Origin of the sequence: Micromonospora sp. LH3U1 (genome assembly GCF_028475105.1) — a bacterium.
Taxonomy (GTDB): domain Bacteria; phylum Actinomycetota; class Actinomycetes; order Mycobacteriales; family Micromonosporaceae; genus Micromonospora.
Window position 1 is genome coordinate 5,797,057 of sequence record NZ_CP116936.1, and the last position, 26,140, is coordinate 5,823,196.

A 26,140-nucleotide genomic window follows, 5' to 3' on the forward strand; every position below is an offset into this window, starting at 1 on the left:
CTGACCGGGAGGTCGTGACGATGCAATCCGACGCGTCCCCCTTCTTCATCGGTCCCCACCGGTTCGACGCTCCGGACGACGACATGGGGCCGAGCCTGGATCGCCGCTACAACCTGCGTCCGGTGCCCGGTGAGCGGGTGCTCGGGCAGCACCGACTACGGGTCGCGGGTTACCTGCTCGGGCCGACGGAAGCGCAGCGCGGCTGGTGGTTGCCCGGGCCCGTCACGGTGACCGTCACCGACCAGCGGATCTGCTGGGTGGGCAGCGGCTCGCAGTTGTCTCTGGTCGTCGACGACACACCCCGGTCCCGGCCGCCCGCCCGGCTGAACGGTCTGATGAGCGGGCAGATCCGCTGGCAGTGGCCGTCCCGGTTGGAGCTGCCGGCAGCCGAGCAGGACGCGTCGGCGCAGTTGCTGATCGTCTGTGACGCGTTGCGCACCATCCAGCAGCCGGCGTTGGCCCTCGGCGGGCCGGCCGGTGAGGTCGCCGCGCTGGCCCGGCAGGTCCGCCGGGCGGTTGCCGAGTTCCGGCTCACCCGCCCGGAACTGGTCGACCTCTCGGCTCAGGAACGCGACGTGCTGCTGCTGCGGGCCGGCCCCGGCCTGCTCGCCGGGGACACCCGGGTCACGCTGCCCGGCTCACTGCCGGTGGAGTTCCACTCCCGGGACGACTACTACCGCTCGGGACCGGAGCCGACCTCGTGGAGCGGGCTCGCAGGCGGCGCAGCATCCGGGCATCGGTGAAGCCGACGATCCGCGCGGCCGCTTCCACGGTCGCGCCGTGCCCGATCAGGTGCTCGGCACGTTCCACCCGCAGCTGCTGCTGGTAGCCGAGCGGGGTGAGCCCGGTCGTCGCACGGAACAGCCGGGTCAGCGTCCGTTCGGCCACGCCGCCGGCGGCGGCCAGATCGGCCAGTGGCAGTGGCTCGGCGTAGCGGCTGTCGATCAGATCCTGCACCCGGTGCACCGAGTCGGACAGATGGGAGCGGTGCCGCATCAACGCGCTGGCCTGCGGCTCGTTCCCGTTGCGGCGGGCGTAGACGACCAGCGTGCGGGCGATCTGCGCGGCGGTCGCCGGGCCGTGCCGGGTAGCCACCAGGTGCAACGCCACGTCGATGCCACTGGCGATGCCCGCCGAGGTGACCACCCGGTCGTCGACGACGTACAACACGTCGCGGGTGACCCGGGCCGCCGGGTGCCGGCGGGCCAAATCGTCCTGCACCTCGTGGTGCGTGGTGCAGCGTCGGCCGTCGAGCAGCCCGGCCCGCCCGAGGGCGTACGCCCCGGCGCAGACGCTGGCCACCGTGCCACCGGCCGCGTGGTGCTCGGCCAGCCGCCGCAGGTCGCCGGGCGACACCGGCCCCTCCGGCCCGTGCGCCGCCGGCCGCCAGCCGGGCACGATCACCAGGTCGTCCGGGGCCAGCTCAGGCCACCCCGTGTCGGCGACAAGTGGTACGCCCTGCACGGTCGGCACCTGCTCCCGCTCGGCGACGTAGTGCAGCCGATAGTCGTACCCGAGGTCGGCGGCGGTGGAGAAGACCTGGGCCGGCCCGGCGAGGTCCAACAGGTGCAGTTGCGGGACCAGCAGGAAGACGACCCGGGTCATCGCGTCAGCCCCGAGCGCCGGCGAGGGTCGCGCCGGTCACCTCGTCCACGGTGCGGATGGTCGCGAAGCGGCCAGCCAGCGCGTACTCGGTGCGGGTGACGATCTCCTCGTTGGTCAGGGTGCGCGGGTCGGCGAGGATCTCCGCGACCGTGGCGGTCTCCGGCAGGTCCCGGTGTGGGATGGGGAAGGTCAGCGTGGCGTCGGTGACGAAGGTCATCCGGTAGCCGAGGTCCGCGCCGACCCGGGTGGTGGTCTCCACGCACTGCTCGGTACGGATGCCGCAGACGGTGATGTCGTGGATGCCGCCCTGGGTGAGCAACTGCTGGAGGTTCGTGGTGGTGAACGCGTTGTGCGCGGTCTTGATCAGCGTCGGCTCGCCCTCGGCCGGGACCAGCCCGTCGATCAGCCGCACGTGCCCGAGTGCGGGATCGAACAACCCGCCCGAGCCGGGCTCGGAGTGCAGGACCCAGACGACCAGGTCGCCGCGCTCCCGGGCAGCGGCGACCAGCCGTTCGACCTGTCGGATCATGTCGGGGTTGGAGCCGTGCGCCCAGATCGGGCGTTGGCGGAAGGACTCCTGTACGTCGATCACGACGAGTGCTGCTCTGTTCATGACTGAAGATCCTGGCCGGACGGGGGCCGCGCCGGCAGACACCATCATGCCCGGGTGCGGAACGATCCGGCCAGATCGGCGTCAGGCGCTGGGGGTGCGGTGCTCGGCGGCGGCGTCCAGAGCCATGGCCTCCTCCGGCGTGGGCGCGCTGCCGCCCAGGTGCGCGGGCAGCCACCAGGTGTCGTCCGGGCCGGCTGGCACGTCCGGGTATTCCCGCTGGGCCCGGTCGACGAGCGCGCTGAGCCGGGTGGTCAGCTCGGCGGCCAGCACGTTCGGGTCCGGGAAATCCGGAGGGTTGATCGGTTCGCCGACCAGGATGGTGATCGGCGTGTGCCGGCGTGTGAGCGTGCGCGGGCGGCCCTTGGTCCAGAGCCGTTGGGTGCCCCACACGGCGACCGGCAGCACCGGCACCTTCGCCGAGCGGGCCATCCGGACCGTGCCGCTCTTGAGCTCCTTCACGGTGAACGACCGGCTGATCGTCCCCTCGGGGAAGACGCCGACGACCTCGCCGCGCTTGAGCGCGTCCACCGCAGCGCGGAACGAGGCCGCGCCGGCCTGCCGGTCCACCGGGATGTGCTTCATCCCGCGCATCAACGGGCCACCGATCCGGTCCGCGAAGACCGACTGCTTGGCCATGAACCGGACCAGCCGACCCGAGGGGTTCGCGCCCAGGCCGGCGAAGATGAAGTCGAGGTAGCTGACGTGGTTGCTGGCCAGCACCGCCCCGCCGGTGCGGGGTACGTGGTGGGCGCCCTCAATGTTGATCTTCAGGTCGAGGACCCGGAACATCGTCTTGGCGGCAGCGATAACGGGCGGGTACACGAGCTCCGGCATTCGCAGAATCTACCCTGCCGGTCTGTGGATCGCCTGGGTGGAGACCCGACGGCGACGCCGGACTGCGCGTCGCCGCCGGGTCTGCTTCGAGTCGGTCAGTCGGCGAGGTTGCCCAGGTCCAGTCGGCCTCGGGCGAACGCGTCCACCCGCCCCCAGCGACCCGGGATGTCCAGCACCTCGATCCGGCCCATCCCCACCGGCAGCCGCGGCTCGACCGCCAGGTGACCCTCGTGCGGCTCCAGACCGAGCATCGTCCGCAGCAGCAGCAGTGGCGTGCCGGTCGACCAGGCCTGCGGGCTGCACGCCGTCGGATACTCCACCGGGAACTTGGTCAGCTCCCGCGGATAGCCGCCGAACGCCTCCGGCAACCGACCATCGAAGTACGTGGCCGCGTCCAGGATGCCGCTGGCGATGGTGGCGGCCTCCTCGGCGAAGCCGTACCGGCGCAGGCCCCAGGCGATGAACGAGTTGTCGAACGGCCAGATCGTGCCGTTGTGGTAGCCGATCGGGTTGTACCGGGCCTCACCCTCGGCCAACGTACGCACCCCCCAGCCGGTGAAGAGCCTCGGCCCCACCAGGTGTTGCGCGAGCTTCTCCGCCCGCTCGGGTTCGGCGATCCCGCTCCACAGCAGGTGGCCGATGTTGGAGCTGAGGACGTCGCACTGACGACCGTCCGGGTCCAGGGCCAGTGCGTAGTACTCACCGTCGGCCACCCACCAGTCCCGGTTGAACCGCTCCTTCAGCTGCATCGCCTCCCGCTCCAGCTGGTCGGCGAACTCCGGGTCGTCCCAGAACTCGCGGGCCATCCGGGCCGCGCGGATCTTCGCGTCGTACGCGTACCCCTGCACCTCGCAGGTGGCCCGCGGAAACGGTGGCAGCGTGCCGTCGGAGTAGGAGATCGAGTCCCAGGAGTCCTTCCAGCACTGGTTCTCCAGGCCGGTGTCGGTGTTGCGCCGCTCGTACCAGATGTAGCCGTTGCCGACCAGGTCGGCGTAGGTGTCGATCCATCTCAGCGCCGCCCGGGACTCCTGCTCCAACTCCTTGACCAGCGCGACGTCCCCGGTCCACCGCTCGTACTCGTCGAGCAGCACCACGAACAGCGGCGTCGCGTCCACCGAGCCGTAGTAGGGCGAGTGCGGCTGCTCCTCGAAGGCCGCGGTCTCGCCGTAGCGCATCTCGTGCAGGATGCGCCCCGGGTCCTCGTCCCGGAAGTCGTCGAACCGGCTGCCCTGCAGGGAGGCCAGGATGCGCAGCGTCGTCTTCGACAACTGCGGGGTGAACGGCAGCGTCTGCAGGCAGGTGAGGATGCTGTCCCGGCCGAACATGGTCATGAACCAGGGCAGGCCGGCGGCCGGCAGGGTGGCGCCGCCCAGCGACAGCGGCGAGAAGCGCAGCGCCGCCAGGTCGATCAGACTGCGCCGGTACGTGCTGGCCACCCGGCCGTGCTCACTGTTGACCTTGGGTGCGTCGGCGATCCACTGCTCCAGGTCGTGCTGGAGGGCGAGCCGCTCGGTGCCGTGCACGCGCAGTCCGAAACGCAGGTCCCGGCCGCCGGGCCCGACTGCGTGCGTCTGGACGTCGATCGAGGCGTCCCACTGCTCGTTGGGCTCCAGGTGGACGGTGTACGCGAACCCCTTGCTGTCGTACCGGGCCGACATCGACGACGAAATGGTCGTCTCGCGCCGGTAGTTGCCCCGGCGGTATCCCAACCGCAGCCGGTCCGACTCCACCTCGGAGTAGATCTCGCCCTTCTTGTTCAGAATCTCGTCCTTGACCTGGAACAGGTCGGCGAAGTCCGCCGCCGCGTCCATCCGAACTTCCAGGTCGACCGGCTTCTCGTCGTGGTTGAGGATGGTGAGCTGCTCCCGGAAGCTGCCGCCCACCGCGCGTTCTCGGATGATCGACAGCTTCGCGTCCACGTAGTGCGTGGCCATCCCCGGCACCAGGAAGAATCGGGACTCGAAGTACTGCAGGTCGTCGTACGAGAGCGAGTTGAGCCGCTCACCGTTGATGGTCAGCACCCACGTCGACAGGAATCGGGTGTCGAGGGAGAAGAGCCCGGTCGGCTCGCTCGGCGTCGCCTCGATGTCGCCGGTGTCCTCGCAGACGACGAACGTGTTGCCGTCGAGGATCCGGACCGTGTTGCTCTGGCCCATCAGTGGCCCTCCCCTACGAAGCGGCGACGGGGCCCACGGGCATCCGGGGACCCAGGGAAGATGCGTTCCACCTGCACGACCAGCCGGGCGTCACCCGACACCGTCATGTCCCCGCGAAACAAGGCGGCCAGGCCGTGCTCGCGGCCGGCCGCTATGTCGTCGAAGAGCGCCGGGCTGGCCCCGATGACCGTGTCGGCCTCCTGGTCCTCCTGACTGACGTTCAGCCGGCCGTGGTCGATCCTCAGCAGCCAATGCCGGGTCTGCGCCCCCTCGTGCAGGTCGATGCGCAGTGTCCCGGAGGTCTTCGCCAGCAGGGGTTCGTACCCCCGCCGGTCCAGATCCTCGAAGAACCTCGTGGTCGCGTCCACCATCGGGTCCACTCCTCCCAGTTGCCGGGCCCGGGATCCCACCCACCGCGCTCGCGTCGCGCGGACGGCCGGCGTTGCACGTCCCCGCACGGGTCCCCGCCGGTTCCCCGGTCAACCTCGCCCGGATCGGGTGAGCGGCCGGGCGTTGTCCGGCCAGCCGGGTAGCGTCCCGGGCGAAGAGGGGACGTCCAGGACGGGGGCACATGCCGGTGCAGACGCCAGAGGTCGACCGGCGGCAGGTGCTCGCCTACCGGGTAGCGGCCCAGCAGCTCGACCGCTCTGGCGACTTCCGTCCAGGCGACCTGGCCGTATTGGGTCTCGGCGTGCAGGACACGCCCTACGGCAGCGCGCGGCAAGCGCTGGCGGCACGCGGCGTGACCGGGCCGGACGACCGTCTGGAGCTGGTCTGGTCGATGCGCGGCGCCCCGCACCTGCACCGCCGAGCCGAGCTGCCGGGGCTGGCCGCGGCGCTCTGGCCGCTCAGCGACACCGATGCCACCCGGCGGATCCCGGGCCAGATCCGCGCGGGGGCGCGGCTCGGGCTCGCCGCGTTCCGGGCCACGGCCGAGGCGTTCCACTCGGTGGTCACCACCGAATTGGACCGCGGCGTGGTCAGCCGGGCCGTCTCCGATCGAGTTCCCGTCGAGCTGACCTACGACTGCCGGGTGTGCCAGGCCCGACACATCTCCGGGGCGGTCTTTCAGCAGGCCGGGCTCGCCGGCGGGGTGCGCCTCGTCGTGTCCGGCCGGGCCGCCAGGCTCGCCCCGTTGCCCGAGCGCCCCGACCCGCCCGCCGCCGCCGCGCACACCGCTGAGCTGGTCACGACATACCTGCGGCTGCTCGGCCCGGCCACCCCGGCCGACGCCGCCGGCTTCCTCGGTTCCTCGGCGACGGAGCTGCGTCGGGTCTGGCCGACGGGCCTGGTCGAGGTCCGGGTGGACGGCCGACCCGCCTGGCTCCCGGCCGACGCGGCCAAGGCGCTGACGAGCACGCCGCCACCCCGGCTGGTGCGGCTGCTGCCGCCGGGCGATCCCTTCCTCGCCGGCCGTGACCGTGACCTGCTGGTGCCCAGACGGGAGCACCAGCAGCAGTTGTGGCGGGCCATCGGCAATCCTGGCGCGCTGCTGGTGGACGGGGAGGTGACCGGCACGTGGCGGGCGCGGCAGGCCGGAAAGGGGCGGCTGACGCTGACCGTCAGCCCGTGGTCGCCGCTGTCCGCCCGGGTCCGGCGGGAGGTCGACGCCGAGGCAGCGACGGTGGCCGCCGCCCGCGCTGTCACCGACGTGCGGCTCGAGTTCGACCAGCCCTGACCACTCGACCAGCCCTGACCACTCGACCTGGTCCCGACACCGCAGCGCCGGCCCTCCCGCAAGGGGAGGGCCGGCGCGCACGCGGCGGATGGTCAGTTGTTCGGGTCGTCGGCGCTGATGTCCGCGAGCACCGACTGCGGTTCGCGCTCGACCGCGAGGTCACCCATCGAGACCAGGCCGACAAGGCGCCCGTCGTCAATCACCGGGAGCCGGCGTACGGCGTACGTACGCATCAGGTCCGCGGCGGCCACGACATCGTCGTACTGACTCACGGTGATCACATCGCGGGTGGTGATCTGGCTCAGCCGGGTCGAGCCCGGATCCATGTTCTCCGCGACACCTCGGACCGTGATGTCCCGGTCCGTGACGATGCCGACCACGCTGTCGCCGTCGGTCACCACCACGTCACCAATGGCACTGTCACGCATCTCCTGCGCGGCTGCGATGAGCGTGTCGTTGCCGTCCATCGTCACCAACCGGGTCGTCATGAACTCTCCGACCGTTGTCATGGTGCTCCCCTCTCGGTGTCGGCACGGTCCGTCTACCCGCCGCCCGGGACGGGGTAACGCCGACTGCCGGTGGCTATCCGGGGAGTGCCGCAGGCGCCCATCCCACCCCTCCCCCGATGTCCCGCGACGGCGATGCAGGCACGGGAAGGGCCGTATACCCGTCAACGCGCCGCACACCCGGTGGAGGGCGGCACGCCCCGGCTTCGCTGCCTACCCTGAGGGGATGACGGGCGAGGGGGAGCTGCGGGAGTTGGTCGCCGGCAGCGGTTGGCTCACCCGGGCGCTGACCGTGACACGTGACTCCGGACTGCCGGATGCCTGGATCGGCGCGGGTGCCCTACGCGACCTGGTCTGGGGCGAGCGGTACGGCGACGGGTTCGACCCGACCACGGTCCGGGACGTGGACGTGGTCTTCTTCGACCCGACGAGGCTGACCCGCGACGACGACCACCGAGCCACCGCCCGCCTGATGGCGGCCTGGCCGGAGCCTCCGTGGCAGGCACGCAACCAGGCGGCGGTGCACACCTGGTACGCGGCGAAGTTCGGCGGCGACCCGATCGAGCCGTACCGCAGCGTGGCCGAGGCGATCGCCACCTGGCCGGAGTACGCGACCGCGGTGGCTGTCCGGCTGGACCCCGCCGACCGGCTGGAGGTCTGCGCCCCGTACGGCCTGGAGGATCTGCTGGGCGGGATCTGGCGGCACAACCCGGCCCGGGTGGACGTGGCCCGGTCCCGGCAGCGGTTGGCCCGGCACCGGCCGGCGCAGCGCTGGCCCGGGGCGACCGTGATCGAACCGGGCTGACCGTGCGGCGGCGGGCGCGTCAGCTGCGGGGCGGCATGCCGTAGATCCGCTCCACGTGCAGGCGCAACACCAGCCGCCCCTCGTCGACCATGGCCTGCCGGTACTCGTCCCAGTTGGGGTGTTCGCCGCGCAAGCCCCGGTAGAGCGCCACGAGTTCCTCGACAGTCTCATCGGCGGGCTCGGCGGCCGGCGTGGTCAGCTCGGCGCGACCCTCGACCACCGCGTACGCCCAGCCGTCGTCGCTGCCGACGTGGAAGCTGGCCCTCGGGTCCCGGCGCAGGTTGGCGGTCTTGGCCCGGCCGTCGGTGACCGAGACCCGGATCAGGCCCGCGTCCCGGTCGAAGGAGTAGACCACGGTGGACAACTGTGGCCGCCCGTCCCGCTTGATCGTCGCGAGGACGCCCATCGAGCGACCGGCGACCAGATCGGTCAACGCCTGCTGGGTGCGGTCATCCGGCACGGTTTCCTCCAGGTGGGACGGTCGGCTTCGATCCCATCCAAGCACGCCCGACCGCCGCGCCCGACACCATCAGCGGCCAGCCGGAACGAACCCGAGCCCCCGCCGACGTACGGCGAGGGCTCGGTGATGGTGACAGCGACGGCGACGGTCAGCGACGTTCGGCGGCGACCAGCTCGGCGATTTGCACCGCGTTCAGCGCGGCGCCCTTGCGCAGGTTGTCGTTGGAGCAGAACAGAGCGAGCCCGTACTCGGCGGTCTCGTCGGCGCGGATCCGCCCGACGTAGGTGGGGTCCTGGCCGGCGGCCTGCAACGGCGTCGGCACGTCGGTCAGCGCCACCCCGGGCGCGTCGGCCAGCAGCTCGTGGGCGCGCTGCGGGGTGAGCGGCCGGGCGAACCGGGCGTTGATCTGCAGCGAGTGGCCGGTGAAGACCGGCACCCGGACGCAGGTGCCGGAGACCAACAGGTCGGGGATCTCCAGGATCTTGCGGCTCTCGTTGCGCAGCTTCTGTTCCTCGTCGGTCTCGAACGAGCCGTCGTCGACGATCGAACCGGCCAGCGGGAGGACGTTGAAGGCGATCGGCTGGGCGAACGAGCGCGGCGCGGGGAACTCCACGGCCGACCCGTCGAAGGCCAGCCCGGCGGCGTGCTCGGCGACCTTGCGGACCTGCTCGTCCAACTCGGCGACGCCGGCCAGCCCGGCACCGGAGACCGCCTGGTACGTGGAGATGACCAGGCCGACCAGGCCCGCCTCGGCGTGCAGCGGGCGCAGCACCGGCATCGCGGCCATCGTGGTGCAGTTGGGGTTGGCGATGATGCCCTTCGGGCGGTCGAGGGCCGCGTGCGGGTTGACCTCGGCGACCACCAGCGGCACCTGCGGGTCCATCCGGAAAGCCGAGGAGTTGTCGATCACCACGGCACCGGCTTCGGCGACCCGGGGTGCCAGCTCCAGGGCGGTGCCCTTACCTGCCGAGAAGAGCACGATGTCCAGCTCGGAGTAGTCCGCGGTCGCGGCGTCCTCGACGGTCACCTCGCCATCGCGCCACGGCATCGTACGCCCGGCGGACCGCGCCGAGGCGAACAACCGCACCTGCTCTGCCGGGAACTCCCGCTCTGCCAACACCTGCCGCATGACGCCACCGACCTGGCCGGTGGCCCCCACAATGCCGATCCTCATGCCCGCGAGGCTACCCAGCCCACCCCCACAACCGGGACCCCTTTCCCACCCCCCGGGTCCCGCATCACACCCACCCCCACCCCCAACCCGCCGAACCTCCCCCTCCGTTGATCATGAAGTTGTTGTCCCGACACGCCGCTCCGGGTGACAACAACTTCATGATCAACGAGGCGGGTGGGGTGAGGCAGGAGGGTTGGGGGGTTGGGGGGTGGGGGTGGGGTGGGGTTAGGGGTGGTCGATCAGGTCGCCTAGGGCTGCGGCGGTGAGGTTGTCGCGGATGAGGGCCGCGTCGCCCTCGATGACCAGGGTCAGCGCGTCCGGGTGCAGGTGGGTGGCGGCCGCCGCCGAGACCTGGTCCACGTCGGCGGCGAGCAGCGACTCCCGCAACCGAGCGTGGTAGTCGTCCGGCAGGTCGTGCACGACCAGCGTGGTCAGCGCGGAGGCGATCGCCCGAGGGCTCTGCAACTCGACCGAGAGCTGCCCGGCCCGCCAGGAGCGGGCCACCGCCAGCTCGTCCTCGGTCACCCCGGCGGCCTGGGTACGGGTGATCTCGCCCACCGCCTCGACCAGGGCCGGCGCGGTGACCGCGGTCTGCACGCCGGAGCTCACCGCGAACCGACCGAACCGGCGGGACGAGGCGAAGTCACCCCGGATCCCGTACGTGTAGCCGTGCACCTCGCGGAGCAGGTGGTTGAGCCGGGACGTGAACGCCCCACCGAGGACCGTGCCGGCGAGCGTCATCGACACGTGGTCGGGGTGCGCCCGGTGCGGCGACGGGTGACCCAGCCGCAGCGTGGACTGCACCGAGCCGGGCCGGTCCACCAGGATGATCCGCCGGCCGGTGTGCAGCGGCACCTCGATGGGGCCGCCCCGCTGGGCCGGGCCGCCACCGGTGCCGGCGAACGCCGCGGCGGCCAGCGCGTCCAGGTCGATCCGCTCCAGGTCGCCGGCGACGATCAGGGTGCCGGGGCGCAGGAACCACTCGGAGTGGAAGACCGTCACGTCCTCCACGTCCAACCCGGCGACCGACTCCGGGTCGCCGTGCATCGGCCGCCCCCAACGGTTCTCCGCGCCGAACAGGTCGGCGCGCAGCGCGGCGTCGGCGCGCGGGCCGGGGTTGGCCCAGTCCATCCGGAGCGCGGTCGCCTCGTCGTCACGGACCCGACGCACGTCGGCGGGATCCAGCTTGGGCGTCCGGACCGCCTCGGCGAGCAGCTCCACGGCCGCACTGAGCCGGTCCACCGGGATCACCACACTGGCCTGGAACGAGTCCCAGTCCAGCCCGGTCATCAGCGCGGTGCCGAGCCCTTCGACGGCCAGCGCGTACGCGGCGGCGTCCCGCTGTGCGGTGCCCTCCTCCAACGCCTTGGCCAGCACCCCGGAAAGGCCCTCCTTGCCGACCGGCTCCTGGCCCGCGCCCACGTCGAGCAGCAGCAGCGCCACGGCGAGGTTCTGCCCGGGCAGGTGCGCGGCGACAACCTGACCACCGGCCACGGCGCGGCGGACCACCGGCGGGAACCGGTACGGGCGGGCCGCACCCGGGCCGGGACGGTCGGCGATCAGCGTCATGAGGTCTCCTCGGGCAGGTAGGTGAGGGTCACCCGGTCGGTGGCGAGCACCTCGGCGGCGGCCTCGGCGATCTGCTCGGCGGTGACCGCGAGCAGGCCCGGCAACTGGTCCGCGAGGCGGGCCGGGTCACCGAACTGCGTGGCGTACCGGCCGAGCAGGTCCGCGCGGCCGTCCACCGTGGACAGTTGACGCCACCAGCCGGTGCTCAGCAACGCCTTGGCCCGATCCAGCTCCGAGGCGGTGACCGGCACGGTGGCCAGCTCGTCGACGACCTCGGCCAGCCCTTCGGCCAGCCGCTCGGCGCTCACTCCGGGGCGGGCGGTGGCGGTGGCGATCAGCGGTGCCGGGGCGTGCGCGAGGTCCACCCCGTACGCCCCGACCAGGTCCGGCTGGGCGATCCGCTCACCGTCGGCGAGCCGCTGGTAGAGCCGACTGCCCCGGCCACTGCCGAGGACGGTGGCGAGCACGGTGATCACGTTGTATTCCGGGCTGCCGAACGCGTAGGTGCGGTGGGCGATGTACACCCGTGGCGCCGGCACGTCCGCGCTCACCGACTCGGCGGCCGCCTGCCCGGTCGCCGGGACGCTACGGCCGTCCGGGGCTGGCGGGATGTCATCGCGCGCGGGCAGCGCGCCGAAGTATTTGTCGGCGAGCGCGAACACATCGGAGGCGGTGGCGTCGCCGACCACGGTGAGCACCGCGTTGTTGGGCGCGTAGTACGTCTGGTGGAACGCCTGGAAGGTGGCGAGGTCGGCGGCGTTCAGGTCGGCCATCGAGCCGATCGTCGCGTGATGGTACGGGTGCCCCGACGGGTACAGCAGCGGCAGCAACCGCAGCCAGGCGTCCCCGTACGGGACGTTCTCGTAGCGCTGCCGGCGCTCGTTCTTGACCACGTCCCGCTGGTTGTCCAGCGTCTCCTGGGTGAGCGCGGGAACCAGGCCGCCCATCCGGTCGGCCTCCAACCAGAGCGCCAACTCCAGGTGCTCGGCCGGGACCGTCTCGAAGTAGTTGGTGCGGTCCGGATTGGTGGTGGCGTTCAGTGAGCCGCCGGAGCCCTGGATCAGCTTCATGTGCTCGGTCTTCGCGACGTTCACCGAGCCCTCGAACATCAGGTGCTCGAAGAGGTGGGCGAAGCCGGTCTGCCCGGCCGGCTCGTGCCGGGAGCCGACGTCGTACCAGAGGTTGACGGCCACGGCGGGCGCGGTGCGGTCCTCGCTCACCACCACACGCAGGCCGTTGTCCAGTCGGGACGTCTCGATGGGCCAGGGGTAACCACTGTCGGGCATGCCCCGACGCTATCTGATCTCGCAGGCGGAAAGGTGACGCGCGGTCGGTCGGCGAGCCGACCCGCTGGCATCGAGGCCGTCGGTCGGGGTACCGGAGGGGAATGACCCCGCCGACCGCCACCCCGCCCGCGTCCCCGACCGTCGAGCGGGCCGCCACCGCCGTCGAACGCGCCAGCGCCGCGCTCAGCCGGCTGCGCCGCGGCCGCCTGCTGCATCCGGCCGGTCGCTCGTTCGCCGGCGAGATGATGATCTGGGGTACGCCCGGACCACCCACCGGGGTCGGTCTGCTGGACGACCCCGGCCGGTACCGGGCCACCGTGCGCCTCTCCAAGGGAACGCCCACGCCCGGCAGTTGGCCGGACGTGCTGGGCCTCGCGCTGCGCCTGCACGATGACGCCGGCCGCCCGTTCGACCTGCTGGTCAGCTCCAGCGGCGCGGCTCCCCTGCTACGGAACCTGCCGCTGCCCCGACGCTGCTTCACCGGGACGTACAGCACGATCATGTGCTACCGCGTGGGCCCACGCCGACTCTGGCTGGCCGCGCTGGCCGACCCCGACTCGGTGAACCTCGGCCGCAGCCTGGCCACCGTCGCCGCCGCGGCCCGGACGGACACGCCACGCCTGGTGCTCGCGGTCGCGTCCGCCGTGGGGCCGTGGCGGCCGTTCGGGCAGGTCAGCATCGGTACCCAGCTCAGCACCGAGGAGGACGCGGCGCTCGCGTTCGACCCGGTGCGCAACCTGCCACCCGAACTGCGGGTGGCAGGCCCACTGGCCTGGCTGCGCGAGCAGACCTATCGGGGGTCACGCCGGGCCCGCGGGGCGAGCGCTCAGTCCGGGGGTTCGACGGCGACCACCGTCTGATCCGAGGTACGACGTTCCAGCACCGTGTCCGGTGCCGCGTTCTGGTCCTCCTCACGGATGTCGGACTCGGTGAGGATGGCCTCGGCCTGCGCCTCCGGGTCGTCGCTGCCCACCGCCGCCTCCTCGGGCAGGAGGTGCGCGCGGGACTCCACCCGGCTCTGATCGCTCTGCTCGTCAGTCATGGCACCCCTGTTACCCCGACCTCGCCCTCGGCACGCGATGTCCGCCCCGCATCTTGGGACGACGCGGCCGGCGTCCGCGACCGGTCGGGTAGGCTGGGCGACGTGACGCGTTCGTATCGATGGTTTAGGCAGCCGGCTGGCACGCCGGTGACTTCACCATGAACTGACGTCACCACGGACCAAGCCGGCTGGGCAGGAGCTGTCGTTCCTGCCCTTTTGCGTACGAGCAGCCGGCTCGTCCCGGGCACCGGCCCCGGGCACGGTCGGCGGAAGGATGCCCACCGTGACGACCCCGGAGACCGATCGGGTCAGTGATCAGCGGATCGACCGTGTCGTGCCGCTGACCACACCCGCCCTGCTGCACCACGAGCTGCCCCTGGACGCTCCGCTCGCCTCGGCCGTGCTGAACGGCCGTCGCGCGGTGGGTCGCGTGCTGGACCGCGAGGACGACCGCCTGCTGGTGGTGGTCGGCCCCTGCTCGGTGCACGATCCGGCCGCCGCGCTCGACTACGCCCAGCGCCTGCGCACGGCAGCCGACCAGCTGGCCGACGACCTGCTGATCGTCATGCGGGTCTACTTCGAGAAGCCGCGCTCCACGGTTGGCTGGAAGGGCCTCATCAACGACCCGGGCCTGGACGGCAGCGGGGACGTCAACACCGGCCTGCGGCTGGCTCGGGCGCTGCTGCTCGACGTGCTGCGCCTCGGCCTGCCGGTGGGCTGCGAGTTCCTCGACCCGATCACACCGCAGTACATCGCGGACACGGTGGCCTGGGGTGCGATCGGCGCCCGCACCGTGGAGAGCCAGGTGCACCGCCAGCTCGCCTCCGGCCTGTCCATGCCGATCGGCATGAAGAACCGCCCGGACGGCAGCATCGGCACCGCCGTGGACGCGATCCGCGCCGCCGGGGTGCCGCACGTCTTCCCCGGCATCGACTTCTCCGGCACCCCGGCGATCATGCACACCCGGGGTAACACGGACGGCCACCTGGTGCTGCGCGGCGGGGGCGGCCGGCCCAACTACGACGCGGAGTCGGTCGCCGGCGCGCTCGACCTGCTCCGTGCGGCCAATTTGCCGGAGCGGCTGGTGATCGACGCCAGTCACGCCAACAGCGGCAAGGACCACCGCAACCAGCCGAAGGTCGCCGCGGACGTGGCCGCCCAGTTGGCGGCCGGCCAACGCGGAATCACCGGCGTGATGCTGGAGTCGTTCCTGCTGCCCGGCCGGCAGGAACTCGACCCCACCCGGGAGCTGGTGTACGGCCGGTCGGTCACCGACGCCTGCCTCGGCTGGGACGACACGGCCGAGGTGCTCGACCACCTGGCCTCCGCCGTGCGGGCCCGCCGGGCCACCCTGCCGACCACGGTCTGACGGTGTGACGGCCGACACCGACGGCCGCGGAACACGGGCGGGGGTCGGCTCGTTGACAGGGGTGTCGGTGTGTCCAGTGTCCCCGGGCCTCACCTAAATAGCCTTCGCGGAATACCGTCCGGCTGGAGCCGCGTAGTGCCACTCGCCGAGAGGCGACCTGCACGCCGACACCAGCGCCGCCCCCGGCCCACCAGCCGGGGGCGGCGCTGTCTGTACGCCCAGACCCACGTGGACGGCACCCTGGCGTGACGTTTGACCGATTCCGGCCCGGGTAGCTGATCGGCGTGACCGACGACGCATCCGTGGCCGGCGAGCCGGACACCCGGGCCCTCGACGACCTGCTCGACGACATCTACCGGGGTCAGGAGCGGGTCACCCAGGCGGACATCTACCGCCGGGCGGTCGCCGCCGAACTCCCGCCGGGCCTGCTCGCCCGGATCGACGCGCTGCCCGAGGGCGAATACGCGGTGGACGAAGCCAGCGACCTGCTCGGCGGCTCCATCGCATGAGCGACCCCAGAAGGGACACCGACATGACGCACCACGAGGACCACGACGAGAAGATGCCGGCGCTGGGTCAACCGCCGAAGGGCAGAGACACCACGCCCGAGCCGGACTTCGCCAACGAACACGACCGCACCGCTGTGGACCGGGACATCATCACCGGGGCGGACGAGGACGAACGGGAGCCGGAGTCGCCGCACGGCTGGTCCGGCATGCAACGCTGAGGCGTACGTGCAGTGGGGGCCGGCGGAAGCCGGCCCCACTGCGTTCAACCCGTCAGTCGTCGTCGTGCCCGCCCTCGGCGGCCTGCTGCGCTGACGCGTACGCCATCTGCAGGAAGTCGGACGCGGCGACCGCTGTCAGCGCGGTGGCCACCAGCCGGGTCAGCCGGGGCGCGAGCACCAGGCCACCGGTCAGCCCGGTGGCCACCCAGACCGCCAGGCAGAACGGGCAGCTCAGCAACTCGCCGATGGCGTGCCGGGTAGGGCTGCCCGAGTCGCGGACCTGCTCCATCACCTCGCCGCTGCCGATCGGATGGTCGTAACGGGTGAACGGTGCCCGTAGAGGGCTGGTCACCGCGTCCTTGGACAGCAGCCGACTCAGCTTGTGCGTGGCGATGGAGAGCAGCACCACGTCGGACGGGGCGGGACGCTCCGGCACCGGCCGACCGGTGACCTTGACCAGACCGGCGAGCGCGCCGGTCACCCCGGCGTAGGCGCCCATCGCCACCAGGTAGCCGCCGAGCGGCCGGTGTTCGTGCGGCGCGTACGCCCTTCTCAGCCGCGCAGCCTTCTGTCGCAGGCCAGTGTCGCTCACCCGATCTCCTCATATCTTGTGGTGGTGCGGGAGCGGCGTCCCGCGCGGCCGGCTCAGCCGGCCTGGAGGTTGTCGGCGACCTCGCGAGCCAGGTTGGTGAGCGCCTGGTCGGCCAACTGGTCCGGGCCCGACCCGCCCGACCCGTCGGTCAGGTCGAGCTCGATCCGTGCGCCGCCGGAATCCGCCGGCTCCACCCGGATCTCAGCGGACCAGGCATCGGTGCCGTCGGCACCCCATCGGGCCCGCAACTCGTCACCGCTGATCTCCGCGGCGGGGCTACCGTCGCCGCGCAGCGGCTCCGGTAGCCAGGCCGAGGCGCGGTTAGGGTCGGTCGCCGTGTTGAAGACCACCTCGGGTGGCGCGGACATGCCGCGCACGGCACGCGCCGGCATCACGCGTCCCGCAGTCGGCTGGGGTCGACCTCCCGGCCCGGGTGACGGGCCAGGTACTCGGTCTCCAACTCCGCCGTGCGGCGCAGGTGGTTGGCGAGGGCAGAGTCCGCCGCGTGCCGCAGGGTGTCCAGGCGGGTGCGGTGCAGGCTGTGCATCTCGCGGATGAGATCCTCGTCGGTCAACTCCGTCGGGTCGATGCCGAGCAGGTCGCCGTCGAGATTCGTGGCGCCCGCCGGGTCGGCGAGTTGATCGCCGTCCCACTCGGGCACCCGCTGCTCGGGGCTCATATCCGCGCTGCCGCTGGACGCAAAGCCGTCCTCACGTATCGATCCGGTCATCGTCGCCCCCCTTGATCTCGTTTGGGCTGGCGTCTAGACGAATGCCCAGGCGTGGTGACGCCAAACCATCCCCGCCGACGTGGCAACTACGACACGGTGTCGGAGACCGGCAGCGCCCCCGGTACCCTCGATGCCATGAGGCGGCTCTGGACCCCGGCGTGGATCGCGCGTCACGTGGCCATGGTCGTGCTGGCCGTGAGCTTCCTCGGGCTGGGCTGGTGGCAGATCAGCCGGGCCACCGCCGGCAACAGCCTGAGCTGGGGGTACGCGGTCGAGTGGCCGATCTTCGCCGGCTTCGTGGTCTACGTCTGGTGGCGCGAGGTGAAGCTGGCCCGCCGCAGGGCGGCGGAGGCCGACGCGCCGCCGGCGAACCCGGCCGATGTCCCGGCCTCCGAGCCGGCGCCGGCTGTCACCATCGGGTCCCGACCGGCGGTACGCCGACCGGTGCGGGTGTCCCGGGTGCCGGCCACCGGCGACGCCGTCGAGGACACGGACCTGGCCGCCTACAACCACTACCTGTCATGGTTGAACGCCAATCCGGGCGCCCGGCCCGGTGACTATCCCGGCTGAAGCCGGGCTCGGAAGGACGGACGAAGGTGGGCGCTGCCCTTACCCGGTACCGCGTGATCGCCTGGATCGTGGGCGTGGTGCTGATCGTGCTGGTCGTGATCGGCATGCCACTGAAGTACGTGTTCGACAACCCCGTCGTGGTGGAGACGGTGGGGCAGGCGCACGGCTTCCTCTACATGGTCTACCTGCTGGCCGCGTTCGACCTGAGCCGCCGAGCCGACTGGCCGCTGAAGCGGATGCTGCTGGTGATGTTGGCCGGCACTGTGCCGTTCGTCTCGTTCTTCGCCGAGCGCCGAGTCAGCGCCTGGGTGGCCGCGCCGCAGGAGGAACGGGCTCCGGAGCCCGTCGCCCACTGAACGGCCGGTGGGCCGACGCCAGCTCGGCGCCGGCCCACCGTCTTCCGGTCAGCGGCTGGGCCGCCACGGGTCGGCTGAGGCGAGCGGGTCGACCCAGCCGCCGTACCGGTTGACCTCCCGGGCCCGCAGCAGCGCCCGGGTGACCTGGCCGAACTGCCGCTCGTCGTCGGCGCTGAACAGCAGCGCCTCCGCTCCCTGGTACCACCCCCACAGCTCGTACGACGGTGGGCGCCAGCGATCGCCGACCAGGGCGAGCGCAGCCGGAATCAGGAACACCGCACCGAGGATGAGGTACGCCCCGGCGGTCAGGTGTTGCAGACCTCCGGTGAAGCCGAGCAGCAGCCCGACACCGCCGAGCATGGTGGCGGTGATGACGACGGCCCGGACGGCGATCCGATCGTGCGGGCCCCGGGTGGTACGCAGGTGGGTCAGGTCGGCGACCCGGTAGCTGGTCCGGCCGACGGTGAACCGGTCGACGGTCACGATGATGCCGGGCCGCGCGTAGAGCAGGGTCGACCGGGCGCCCGGCACCGTTCGCGGCGGTCGCATCTTTGCGCCTTCACGATTCACGGTTCCTCCCGATTGGGACGGTTGGCCGAGTTGATCCGCTGGTCAGAGGCATCACTGCCTGTCGACGGGATTCCCGGCTCCGGTCCTCATTGTGTTGGGGCACCGCCAGCCGGTCTGGGCATTTGCGGGCTTTCGACAGCTCCCCCAACCGGGGACATCGCCGAGAAACAGCATCCATTTCAGGTTTTATCCGTTATGGACGGCAGCATTCCGACGGCATGCGTCCGGAACGACGAAAGTCGTATATCCGTCAGTCGCTCATGAAGCGGGCGTCGCACGCTCTGCCGGAGGTGTCATGAGCCACGATGACGCCACCCAACACACGGGCACGACGAGCCACTCTCCCAACTTTCGCCCCTGCTTCAACTGCGGGCGACAGCCGTCCCGGGTTAGGTTGGGCAGGCCGGTCCGGCCCAGTGCCGTCCGCCCGGGTGGCCCCGGCCGGTGTCGCCGAGGGCATCAGCAGCCCCGGCGGCCGTGGGAGAGGGGCCTTCCGCTCTTGTCATCCCTGAGAAACCTGCTGCGCACCGTGGCGCTGGCCGGCATGTCGGCCGCGCTGATCGCCCCGACGGCGGTGGCCCGCGCCGAGCCGTCCCCCGCCGACCTGACCCGCCGGATCGAGACGTCCTCGGCCGAGTTGGAGCGGGTCGTCGAGTCGTACAACAAATTGCGCGAGGACATGAAGACCAACGAGGCCGCGGTGGCCCGATTATCGGCCCGCATCGGCCCACTCGAACAGCAGGCCGAGCAGAGCCGGGCCGATGTGGCCGAGTTGGCCTCCACCGCGTACAAGAGCGGCACCCTGCGCACCGCGGACGCCCTGCTGCGTCCCGGCGGCTCGGCCGCGCTGCTGGACCGTCTTGGCACCCTCGACCAACTGACCCGCCAGCGGCAGGAGCGCATCTCCGGCTTCACCGCCGACCAGCAGCGGCTGCTCGACGAGAAGTCCCGCCTGGACACCACGCTGACCCGGCAGGCCGCACAGGCCCGTCAGCTCGCGACGGGCAAGAAGCAGATCGAGCGGGACCTGGCCGAGCTGTACGAGCTACGCCGGCAGGCGTACGGGGCGGCCACCGAGCGACCCGAACCCAAGACCGCGGCGACCGAGGCCAAGAACGTGCCCACGGTGGCCGGTGCTGCCGGCACCGCGGTGCGGTACGCGTTCGGTGCGCTGGGCAAGCCGTACGTCTGGGCAGCCGACGGGCCGAACGGCTACGACTGCTCGGGGCTCACCTCGGCGGCCTGGCGGGCGGCCGGGAAATCCCTGCCGCACAACACCCGGCTCCAGTGGGGCGCGGTCGCCCACATCAGCCGGGGCGACCTGAGCCCGGGTGACCTGGTCTTCTACAGCGGGCTCGGGCACGTCGCCCTCTACGTGGGCGGCGGCCAGGTGATCGACGCGCCGAGCGCGGGACGCAACGTGCTCAAGCGGGGCATGAACATGATGCCCATCCAGGGTTACGGCCGGGTTCGCTAGCTGCGACCGGCTACGGCGAACGGCCGGCGTCCCCCTATCGGACGCCGGCCGCTCGCCGTAATTAATACCAGGTCAGGCTGCTTGCAGCCCCTCCGCCCGAGCCAGCTCACGCAGCCGACCGAGGGCCTGGATCTCCAGCTGCCGGATCCGCTCGCGGGACAGCGAGAACCGGGACGCGACCTCGGTGAGCGAGTGCTCCCGGCCGTCCTCCAGCCCGTAGCGGGCCCGCATGATGCCGGCGGAACGGTCGTCGAGGTGGTTGAGCAGACCCTCGATGCGCTGCCGCTCCAGGCCGCTGAGGACGATGTCCTCCGGCGACGGCGCGTCACTGTCGGCGACCAGGTCGCCGAGGCTCGTGTCGCCGTCGTCGCCCACCGGGGTGTCCAGCGAGACGGTGTCCTGCGACCAGCGGCGCAGCTCGTTCACCCGCTCGACGGTGACGCCGAGGGATGCCGCGATCTGCTCCGGCTCCGGGTCGGCGCCCAGCTCGCGGGTCAACTGCCGGGCCACGTTGCGCATCCGGTTGACGTCCTCCACGAGGTGCACCGGCAGACGGACGGTGCGCTCCTGCTGAGCGATCGCCCGGCTGATCGCCTGGCGGATCCACCAGGTGGCGTAGGTGGAGAACTTGTAGCCACGCTCGTAGTCGAACTTCTCGACCGCCCGGACCAGGCCGGTGTTGCCCTCCTGGATCAGGTCCAGCATGGGCATGCCCGAACGCACGTAGCGACGGGCGATCGACACGACCAACCGGAGGTTGGCGCGGATGAAGAGGTCCTTCGCACGCTCTCCCTCGACGACCAGCCACTCCACGTCGGCCCGATCGACACCGGCGGGAACGGCGTCCTCACCGAGCAGGTGCTCGGCGTAGAGGCCGGCCTCGATTGCCCTGGAGAGATCGACCTCCATGGCGGCGTCCAGCAGTGGCGTCCGAGAGATCTCGTGCAGGTAGACGCCGACCAGGTCGCGCTCCTCGGCAACCTCGTCGGTTCGCATGCCGATTTTCTTGTCCACGTTGCCCACGGTCCCCTCGCTCGCGCCGGTTGCCCGGTTCCTTGCCATTCCCCACGTCCGTCAGCCCCTGGTAACTTCTGCTGTGCCCATCGGTGCTGACACCTACACAACAGATGAGACGTGTCGGGGATTCCATCGCGTGAGTCGAAAGTGTCACGAATGCCTGAGTGATAGCTGAGAGCACGGTCCATGTTTGCTGTCAGCACCCCGTCGGGTGGCTCGCCGCTGGGCACACCACGCACGGGTCCCAACCATGGCAACACCGCCCGCCGCGGGGGCACAGCGACCCGGGTCACCACCACGCTGCGATCCTGGTCACTGCCAGATACGCACCGGTGGCCCGGTCGGTTCATCCATGGAGGTGTTATTACCCCCCGGCCAGATGAACAATCCGGAGCCCCGTTCGCTTCCCGAGGCGCGGGAGGCTAAGAGGCGAGCAGGGCGAGGGCACCCCGGACCTGGTCGGCGGATCTGGCCAGCGCGGCTCGGGCGGCGTCCACCTCGGCGCCGGAGACCAGGGAGACGAGCGCGGTCTTCAGGTCACCGTCAGCCTCGGCGAAGGCCCGCTGGGAGACCTCCTCCGAGCAGCCGGTGGCCTCCATCAGAATCGAGATCATTCGTCCGCGGAGCTTCGCGTTGGTCGCCACCATATCGATCATGAGGTTCGAGTAGACCCGCCCCAGGCGCACCATGACGGCGGTCGAGAACGTGTTGAGCACCAACTTCTGCGCCGTGCCCGCCTTCATCCGGGTCGACCCGGTGACCACCTCGGGTCCGGTGTCCACCCCGATGAACACGTCGACCGACCGGGCGGCCTCCGCTTCCGGATTGGCGCAGAGCAGCACCGTCGAGGCGCCCTTGGCGCGGGCCGCGGCGAGCGCCCCGAGGACGTACGGGGTGCGTCCGCTGGCCGCCAGACCGACCACCAGGTCACCGGCACGCACACAACTGGCCGCCTCGGCCGCCCCGCCCCGATCGTCGTCCTCGGCGTCCTCCACGGCCCGCCAGATGGCGTCCGGGCCACCGGCGAGGTGGGCGCAGAACCAGTGCCGGGGCGAATTGAACGTGGGGGCCAGCTCGGCCGCGTCGAGGACACCCAGCCGGCCGGAGGTGCCGGCCCCGAAGTAGTGCACCCGGTGACCGCCGCGCAGTGCCGCGACCGCCAGGTCGACGGTGGCGGCGATCTCGTCGAGCACTGCGGCGACCGCCGCCGGCACCCGCCGGTCCGCCTCGTTGATCACGGTGAGCACGTCCCGGGTCGACATCAGGTCGAGGTCGACGCTGAGCGGGTTGCGCCGTTCGGTGGGGGCGCCCACCCGGACCGCCGGGCGGGCGGGCGGTGCTGGCACGTCCTCGTCCGGCTCCACCGAACCGGGCGTCATGCCCGCCTCCGGTTGGCACCCACCCGGTGCGACTGGACCGCCTCGGCGGTCGCCTCGAGGGCCTTGCGGGCTCGTGCCCGGTTACGGGCGGCCACCCCGACGAAGAGGCAGTCGACCACGGTGAGCTGGGCCAGCCGACTGGCCGTCGCGCCGGAGCGGTAGGTGGTCTCCCGGGCCGCCGTGGTCAACACGAAGTCCGCCACCTCGGTGATCGGCGAGCGCGGGAAGTTGGTCAGCGCCACGGTGGCCGCGCCTCGCGTACGGGCCTGCTCCAGCACCTCGATGACGTCGGAGGTGGTGCCGGTGTGCGAGATGCCGATCGCCACGTCTCCGCGACTGAGAAGGGCGGCCGAGGTCAGCGCGGTGTGCACGTCCGGGAAGTAGAAGGCGATCCGGCCGATGCGGTGCAGCTTCTGCTGGAAGTCCGAAGCGACGAACCCACTGGCGCCGGCGCCGTAGATGTCGATCCGACCGGCACCATTGATCGCCTCGACGACCTGCTCGCAGACGGCGGGGTCGAGCTGCTCGGCAGTCTCCTCGACCGCACGGGCGTCGTTGAACGCGATGGTGGCGATGATCTGGGCGAGGTCGGCACCGGGCGGGATGTCACCGCCGACCACCCGGGCGTCCGGCGGCTCGATCCGGCGGGCGGCCTCGGCGGCGAGCCGGATGCGCAGTTGGGGGTAGCCGTCCATGCCCACGGAACGGCAGAACCGGATGACTGTCGCTTCCGACGTCTCCGCCGCGGTGGCGAGGTCGGTGATGGTCCGCCGGGCGGCGGCGGCCGGATCGGACACGACCAGCCGGGCAACCCGCTGCTCGGCGGGCGACAGCGACGGCAGCAGTCCACTGATGTGGACGATCAGCCCACCGGGCTCCTGGCTCGCAGAAATCTTCGGACTCTTCGCCACGGATGAAACTTACTTTCACCAGGCGTGAGCGTCAACTATGACGGTCCGGAGTGGGAGAAACTCCCGTCGGCTGGGATCACCGGCTTCGCACAGCCTGCCACTCCCGCAGTACCGCCACCTCATCCGCCGGGTCGAGTCCGCCCTGCCGTACGGCGGCCGGGTGTGCTGTCATCCAGGACGCGGTCGCCCGAACGGTGTCGGCCAGCGGACGGACCGCCAGCCCGGCGTCCAGAGCCGGTCGGGCGTCCCGGTCCATCAGGCCGCCCCACTCCGGTAGCCGCACCCAGAGCGGCAGCGCCCGCTCCCCCGACCACTCGCGTACGTCCTGGGACAGCAGGAACTCCTGATCGACCCAGGTGAGGTCCGGATCGGCGACGCCCAGCCCGGCGGCAACCCCGGCCAGCAGGTCGGCCCGGGACATCGCCGGCCCGGTGCCGTCGTACGTGCCGCTGAGGCGGGTGCCGGCGGCGCGCAGCAACCAAGCCGCCAGATCGGCGACGTCCACGAACTGCACCCGGTCGGTCGGCCGTCCAGGCGCGAGAACCTCTCCCCCGGCCGACAGCCGCCGCACCCAGTAGGGAAAGCGGTCGCTCGGGTCCTCCGCGCCGACGATCAGCCCCGCCCGGCAGATGAACGAGCGGTCCACGCCCACCCGCTCCCGAACCGCCTGTTCGATGCTCACCTTGCACTCGCCGTACCAGCGGTTGTCCGGGCCGACCGGACCATCGACGTCCGGCGGGGCCGGTGCCAGCACCGGCGCGTCCGCCGCGGTCTGACCCGGGGTGGTGTTGTCCGCGTACACCGAGATCGTCGACACGAACGACCAGTTGTCGACGTGGTCAGCCAGGGCGGCGAGCGCGTACCGGGCGTGGCTGACCTGGCGGGTCACATCGACCACGGCGTCGAAACCCTCATCGGCGAGCGGCACCAGCGCCTCGGAATCGTCTCGGTCGACCGGCACGAAGCGGGCCTTCGCCGGCGCGACGCCGGACACGCCCCGTGCCGCGCAGGTCACGTCGTGGCCCTGCTCGATGGCGAGCTGCGCCACCGCCCGGCCGAGGAATCGGGTGCCACCAAGAATAAGGATCCGCATCCGCTGATCCTGCGCGGTCGACGGGCGATTCGGCCAGCCAGTCTGCTCTCGGCAGAGCGCCGGCAGCGGGCCACCGGGCGATGCCCAGTAACCGGGGCACTAGCGTGAGCGCATGGCGGAGCGCAGCGTGTTGGTGACCGGAGGTACCGGCGGGCTCGGCGGGGCGGTCGTCGCCGCGTTCGTCGAGGCGGGCTGGCGGGTGGTCGTACCGGGACGGGAAGCCCGGCCCGGCTCGGAGCCGGCGGCGGACGGCGTGGTCCGGCTGGTCGCGGACCTGAGCGACCCGGCGGGCGCCGCGCGGGTGGTCGAGGCCGCCGCCGGTGAGCCGGCAGCGCCGCTGCGGGCGGTGGTCAACCTGGTCGGCGGGTACGCCAGCGGTGGACTGGTGCACGAGACGCCGGTCGAGGATTTCGAGCGGATGCTCACCGTCAACCTGCGACCGACCTACCTGGTCACCCAGGCCGCGCTGCCCCACCTCGTGGCGGCCGGCGGCGGCGCGGTGGTCTGCGTCTCGGCCCGCGCAGCGGTCGCCCCGTTCCCCGGTGCGGCCGGCTACGTGACGGCCAAGGCGGCGGTGCTGGCCTTCGCCAACGCGGTCGCGGTGGAGTACCGGTCGCGCAACGTGCGCTGCAACACCGTGCTGCCCAGCGTCATCGACACCCCGGCGAACCGGGTCGCCCAGCCCGACGCCGACCACTCCCGCTGGGTGACCCCGGACGAGATCGCGCCGGTGATCCGGTTCCTCGCGTCAGCGGAGTCCGCCCCCACCAGCGGTGCCACCGTCCCGGTCTACGGGCGGGCCTGAGCCACCAACGGGCCGCTGTCACCCGGCGCCGGATCGGAGGACGGGGGCAGCCAGGTCTCCAGGTGAGCCTGGATCTGCTCGGTCACCTCCTCGGTCGGGCGGCCCGCGTCGACCAGCACGAAGCTCGGGTACTCAGGAAGGGTTCGGTAGGCGGTGTCCGCCGCGGTCAGCCAGCCCATCGTCTCGTGGTCGGTGCCGCGCTCCTCGATGCGCCGGTACGCCTCCGCCGGGTCGACGGCGAGCAGGAAGGTCACCTGCGGCGTCGGGAACAGGCGGTAGCCGGCGCGGGCCAACCGCTCCCAGCGGTGCCCACCGTGCGCCCGGATGCTCGCGTACTGGCAGGCCGAGTAGCGATCCATCACGGCCGTCCGGCCGGTGAGCAGGCAACTGAGCAGGGCTACGGCGATGGCGAGCCAGCGCAGCACGGACTCCACGGCCAGCACACCGTCGCGCCCGACGAGGCGCTGAGCGTCCGGCCGCCCGAGCCGGTGGGCGAGCCGTCCGAGCCACCGCCGCCCGCTGGCGTTGCGTCGGTATTTCGCGGGGCGGCCGGCGGCGGTCAGTGCGTCGGCCAGCCGGTGCGCCTGAGTGGTCTTGCCCGAACCGTCGATGCCGATCAGGGCAACGGTGCGCAACCGGGCCCTGCCGCGTCGCATCCCTGATCTGGCCACCCTCGACAGGTTATCCGACCCACGCACCGAGTCCGCGAGGTTTGTGGTGCTTCATCCCGGTTGGGGCCCGACCGGGACGCGCGCAGGTGTGGCCGACCGGAATGCCGGGTACCGGAGTTCGAAATCCAACCGCCGGTCCACCAAC

At 71.8% G+C, this 26,140-nt stretch carries 31 protein-coding genes; 11 read left to right on the forward strand and 20 right to left on the reverse strand.

The window, feature by feature from the left end; translation table 11 throughout:
- Positions 1 to 20 precede the first annotated feature (20 nt).
- A complete protein-coding gene (locus PCA76_RS26535; RefSeq protein WP_272613148.1) occupies positions 21 to 743 on the forward strand; it encodes a hypothetical protein in 723 nt (240 codons plus the stop codon).
- Here PCA76_RS26535 and PCA76_RS26540 read toward each other — a convergent pair.
- The 5 genes from PCA76_RS26540 to PCA76_RS26560 all read right to left on the reverse strand — a co-directional run bounded on the left by PCA76_RS26540 (position 625) and on the right by PCA76_RS26560 (position 5,579).
- A complete protein-coding gene (locus PCA76_RS26540) occupies positions 625 to 1,605 on the reverse strand; it encodes a GlxA family transcriptional regulator (protein ID WP_272613149.1) in 981 nt (326 codons plus the stop codon). The two genes, PCA76_RS26535 and PCA76_RS26540, sit on opposite strands and share 119 nt — an antisense overlap.
- 4 nt (positions 1,606 to 1,609) lie before the next feature.
- The gene (locus tag PCA76_RS26545; RefSeq protein WP_272613151.1) at positions 1,610 to 2,218 is read right to left on the reverse strand and encodes an isochorismatase family protein; all 609 of its coding nucleotides are present in this window, start codon (positions 2,216 to 2,218) and stop codon (positions 1,610 to 1,612) included.
- A gap of 81 nt (positions 2,219 to 2,299) precedes the next feature.
- On the reverse strand, positions 2,300 to 3,052 hold the full coding sequence (locus PCA76_RS26550; protein WP_272613152.1) for a lysophospholipid acyltransferase family protein: 753 nt from the start codon (positions 3,050 to 3,052) through the stop codon (positions 2,300 to 2,302).
- Positions 3,053 to 3,147: 95 nt separating this feature from the next.
- On the reverse strand, positions 3,148 to 5,208 hold the full coding sequence (locus PCA76_RS26555) for an amylo-alpha-1,6-glucosidase (protein ID WP_272613153.1): 2,061 nt from the start codon (positions 5,206 to 5,208) through the stop codon (positions 3,148 to 3,150).
- A complete protein-coding gene (locus tag PCA76_RS26560; protein WP_272613154.1) occupies positions 5,208 to 5,579 on the reverse strand; it encodes an SCP2 sterol-binding domain-containing protein in 372 nt (123 codons plus the stop codon). Before PCA76_RS26560 ends, PCA76_RS26555 begins: the two co-directional genes overlap by 1 nt.
- A gap of 206 nt (positions 5,580 to 5,785) precedes the next feature.
- Here PCA76_RS26560 and PCA76_RS26565 point away from each other — a divergent pair, with 206 nt between their 5' ends.
- Positions 5,786 to 6,886: a DNA glycosylase AlkZ-like family protein gene (locus PCA76_RS26565; RefSeq protein WP_272613156.1), complete on the forward strand. Its 1,101-nt coding sequence runs from the start codon at positions 5,786 to 5,788 to the stop codon at positions 6,884 to 6,886.
- Between the two features lie 92 nt (positions 6,887 to 6,978).
- Here the strand turns inward: PCA76_RS26565 and PCA76_RS26570 are convergent, their stop codons facing one another.
- A complete protein-coding gene (locus tag PCA76_RS26570) occupies positions 6,979 to 7,395 on the reverse strand; it encodes a CBS domain-containing protein (RefSeq protein WP_272613157.1) in 417 nt (138 codons plus the stop codon).
- A 223-nt stretch (positions 7,396 to 7,618) separates the two neighbouring features.
- Between PCA76_RS26570 and PCA76_RS26575 the strand changes: the two genes are divergently transcribed.
- A complete protein-coding gene (locus PCA76_RS26575; RefSeq protein ID WP_272613158.1) occupies positions 7,619 to 8,197 on the forward strand; it encodes a nucleotidyltransferase family protein in 579 nt (192 codons plus the stop codon).
- A gap of 19 nt (positions 8,198 to 8,216) precedes the next feature.
- On the opposite strand, the gene PCA76_RS26580 is transcribed toward PCA76_RS26575, so the two are convergent.
- The 4 genes from PCA76_RS26580 to PCA76_RS26595 all read right to left on the reverse strand — a co-directional run bounded on the left by PCA76_RS26580 (position 8,217) and on the right by PCA76_RS26595 (position 12,686).
- Positions 8,217 to 8,657: a PPOX class F420-dependent oxidoreductase gene (locus PCA76_RS26580; RefSeq protein WP_272613159.1), complete on the reverse strand. Its 441-nt coding sequence runs from the start codon at positions 8,655 to 8,657 to the stop codon at positions 8,217 to 8,219.
- 148 nt (positions 8,658 to 8,805) lie between these two features.
- On the reverse strand, positions 8,806 to 9,831 hold the full coding sequence (locus tag PCA76_RS26585; RefSeq protein ID WP_272613160.1) for an aspartate-semialdehyde dehydrogenase: 1,026 nt from the start codon (positions 9,829 to 9,831) through the stop codon (positions 8,806 to 8,808).
- A 225-nt stretch (positions 9,832 to 10,056) separates the two neighbouring features.
- Positions 10,057 to 11,400: a M16 family metallopeptidase gene (locus tag PCA76_RS26590; RefSeq protein ID WP_272613162.1), complete on the reverse strand. Its 1,344-nt coding sequence runs from the start codon at positions 11,398 to 11,400 to the stop codon at positions 10,057 to 10,059.
- Positions 11,397 to 12,686 (reverse strand): M16 family metallopeptidase, encoded by a 1,290-nt coding sequence (locus PCA76_RS26595; protein WP_272613163.1) that lies wholly within the window; start codon positions 12,684 to 12,686, stop codon positions 11,397 to 11,399. The genes PCA76_RS26590 and PCA76_RS26595 overlap by 4 nt, the downstream gene beginning before the upstream one ends.
- 101 nt (positions 12,687 to 12,787) lie before the next feature.
- On the opposite strand from PCA76_RS26595, the gene PCA76_RS26600 reads away from it, so the two are divergent.
- A complete protein-coding gene (locus PCA76_RS26600) occupies positions 12,788 to 13,546 on the forward strand; it encodes a phosphodiesterase (protein ID WP_272613165.1) in 759 nt (252 codons plus the stop codon).
- On the opposite strand, the gene PCA76_RS26605 is transcribed toward PCA76_RS26600, so the two are convergent.
- Positions 13,513 to 13,728 carry a hypothetical protein gene (locus PCA76_RS26605; RefSeq protein WP_272613166.1) on the reverse strand — a complete coding sequence of 72 codons (216 nt, stop codon included), beginning with the start codon at positions 13,726 to 13,728 and terminating at the stop codon, positions 13,513 to 13,515. The two genes, PCA76_RS26600 and PCA76_RS26605, sit on opposite strands and share 34 nt — an antisense overlap.
- Positions 13,729 to 14,002: 274 nt before the next feature.
- Between PCA76_RS26605 and PCA76_RS26610 the strand changes: the two genes are divergently transcribed.
- The 3 genes from PCA76_RS26610 (at position 14,003) to PCA76_RS26620 (ending at position 15,824) form a co-directional block, all read left to right on the forward strand.
- Complete coding sequence (locus PCA76_RS26610; RefSeq protein WP_272613168.1) at positions 14,003 to 15,097, forward strand: 3-deoxy-7-phosphoheptulonate synthase; 1,095 nt, start codon at positions 14,003 to 14,005, stop codon at positions 15,095 to 15,097.
- A gap of 275 nt (positions 15,098 to 15,372) precedes the next feature.
- The gene (locus tag PCA76_RS26615) at positions 15,373 to 15,606 is read left to right on the forward strand and encodes a hypothetical protein (protein ID WP_442930282.1); all 234 of its coding nucleotides are present in this window, start codon (positions 15,373 to 15,375) and stop codon (positions 15,604 to 15,606) included.
- Positions 15,607 to 15,629: 23 nt separating this feature from the next.
- On the forward strand, positions 15,630 to 15,824 hold the full coding sequence (locus PCA76_RS26620) for a hypothetical protein (RefSeq protein ID WP_272613170.1): 195 nt from the start codon (positions 15,630 to 15,632) through the stop codon (positions 15,822 to 15,824).
- Positions 15,825 to 15,876: 52 nt separating this feature from the next.
- Here the strand turns inward: PCA76_RS26620 and PCA76_RS26625 are convergent, their stop codons facing one another.
- From PCA76_RS26625 to PCA76_RS26635, 3 genes are read right to left on the reverse strand one after another with little or no spacing between them, the layout of a single operon-like run.
- Positions 15,877 to 16,416 carry a DUF1360 domain-containing protein gene (locus PCA76_RS26625; RefSeq protein WP_272613171.1) on the reverse strand — a complete coding sequence of 180 codons (540 nt, stop codon included), beginning with the start codon at positions 16,414 to 16,416 and terminating at the stop codon, positions 15,877 to 15,879.
- A gap of 53 nt (positions 16,417 to 16,469) precedes the next feature.
- A complete protein-coding gene (locus tag PCA76_RS26630) occupies positions 16,470 to 16,808 on the reverse strand; it encodes a hypothetical protein (protein WP_272613172.1) in 339 nt (112 codons plus the stop codon).
- Positions 16,808 to 17,146: a DUF6158 family protein gene (locus PCA76_RS26635; protein ID WP_272613174.1), complete on the reverse strand. Its 339-nt coding sequence runs from the start codon at positions 17,144 to 17,146 to the stop codon at positions 16,808 to 16,810. Before PCA76_RS26635 ends, PCA76_RS26630 begins: the two co-directional genes overlap by 1 nt.
- Before the next feature lie 135 nt (positions 17,147 to 17,281).
- Here PCA76_RS26635 and PCA76_RS26640 point away from each other — a divergent pair, with 135 nt between their 5' ends.
- Positions 17,282 to 17,716 (forward strand): hypothetical protein, encoded by a 435-nt coding sequence (locus tag PCA76_RS26640; protein ID WP_272613176.1) that lies wholly within the window; start codon positions 17,282 to 17,284, stop codon positions 17,714 to 17,716.
- 26 nt (positions 17,717 to 17,742) lie between these two features.
- A complete protein-coding gene (locus PCA76_RS26645; protein WP_272613177.1) occupies positions 17,743 to 18,072 on the forward strand; it encodes a DUF3817 domain-containing protein in 330 nt (109 codons plus the stop codon).
- Between the two features lie 48 nt (positions 18,073 to 18,120).
- Here PCA76_RS26645 and PCA76_RS26650 read toward each other — a convergent pair whose 3' ends face one another.
- Complete coding sequence (locus PCA76_RS26650; protein WP_272613178.1) at positions 18,121 to 18,621, reverse strand: DUF6232 family protein; 501 nt, start codon at positions 18,619 to 18,621, stop codon at positions 18,121 to 18,123.
- Between the two features lie 520 nt (positions 18,622 to 19,141).
- Here PCA76_RS26650 and PCA76_RS26655 point away from each other — a divergent pair.
- Positions 19,142 to 20,119 (forward strand): C40 family peptidase, encoded by a 978-nt coding sequence (locus PCA76_RS26655; RefSeq protein ID WP_272613180.1) that lies wholly within the window; start codon positions 19,142 to 19,144, stop codon positions 20,117 to 20,119.
- A 72-nt stretch (positions 20,120 to 20,191) separates the two neighbouring features.
- On the opposite strand, the gene PCA76_RS26660 is transcribed toward PCA76_RS26655, so the two are convergent.
- The 4 genes from PCA76_RS26660 to PCA76_RS26675 form a co-directional block, all read right to left on the reverse strand.
- Entirely contained in the window at positions 20,192 to 21,181 is a 990-nt protein-coding gene (locus tag PCA76_RS26660; protein ID WP_272613182.1) for a sigma-70 family RNA polymerase sigma factor, read from the reverse strand.
- A gap of 377 nt (positions 21,182 to 21,558) precedes the next feature.
- Complete coding sequence (murQ, locus tag PCA76_RS26665; protein ID WP_272613184.1) at positions 21,559 to 22,515, reverse strand: N-acetylmuramic acid 6-phosphate etherase; 957 nt, start codon at positions 22,513 to 22,515, stop codon at positions 21,559 to 21,561.
- Positions 22,512 to 23,426, reverse strand: coding sequence for a MurR/RpiR family transcriptional regulator (locus PCA76_RS26670; RefSeq protein ID WP_272613185.1), 915 nt, complete (start codon positions 23,424 to 23,426; stop codon positions 22,512 to 22,514). Before PCA76_RS26670 ends, murQ begins: the two co-directional genes overlap by 4 nt.
- Positions 23,427 to 23,502: 76 nt before the next feature.
- Entirely contained in the window at positions 23,503 to 24,519 is a 1,017-nt protein-coding gene (locus tag PCA76_RS26675; protein WP_272613186.1) for an NAD-dependent epimerase/dehydratase family protein, read from the reverse strand.
- A gap of 112 nt (positions 24,520 to 24,631) precedes the next feature.
- Here PCA76_RS26675 and PCA76_RS26680 point away from each other — a divergent pair, with 112 nt between their 5' ends.
- Entirely contained in the window at positions 24,632 to 25,324 is a 693-nt protein-coding gene (locus tag PCA76_RS26680) for an SDR family NAD(P)-dependent oxidoreductase (RefSeq protein WP_272613187.1), read from the forward strand.
- On the opposite strand, the gene PCA76_RS26685 is transcribed toward PCA76_RS26680, so the two are convergent.
- On the reverse strand, positions 25,309 to 25,980 hold the full coding sequence (locus PCA76_RS26685) for a dTMP kinase (RefSeq protein ID WP_272619649.1): 672 nt from the start codon (positions 25,978 to 25,980) through the stop codon (positions 25,309 to 25,311). The two genes, PCA76_RS26680 and PCA76_RS26685, sit on opposite strands and share 16 nt — an antisense overlap.
- Positions 25,981 to 26,140 lie beyond the last annotated feature (160 nt).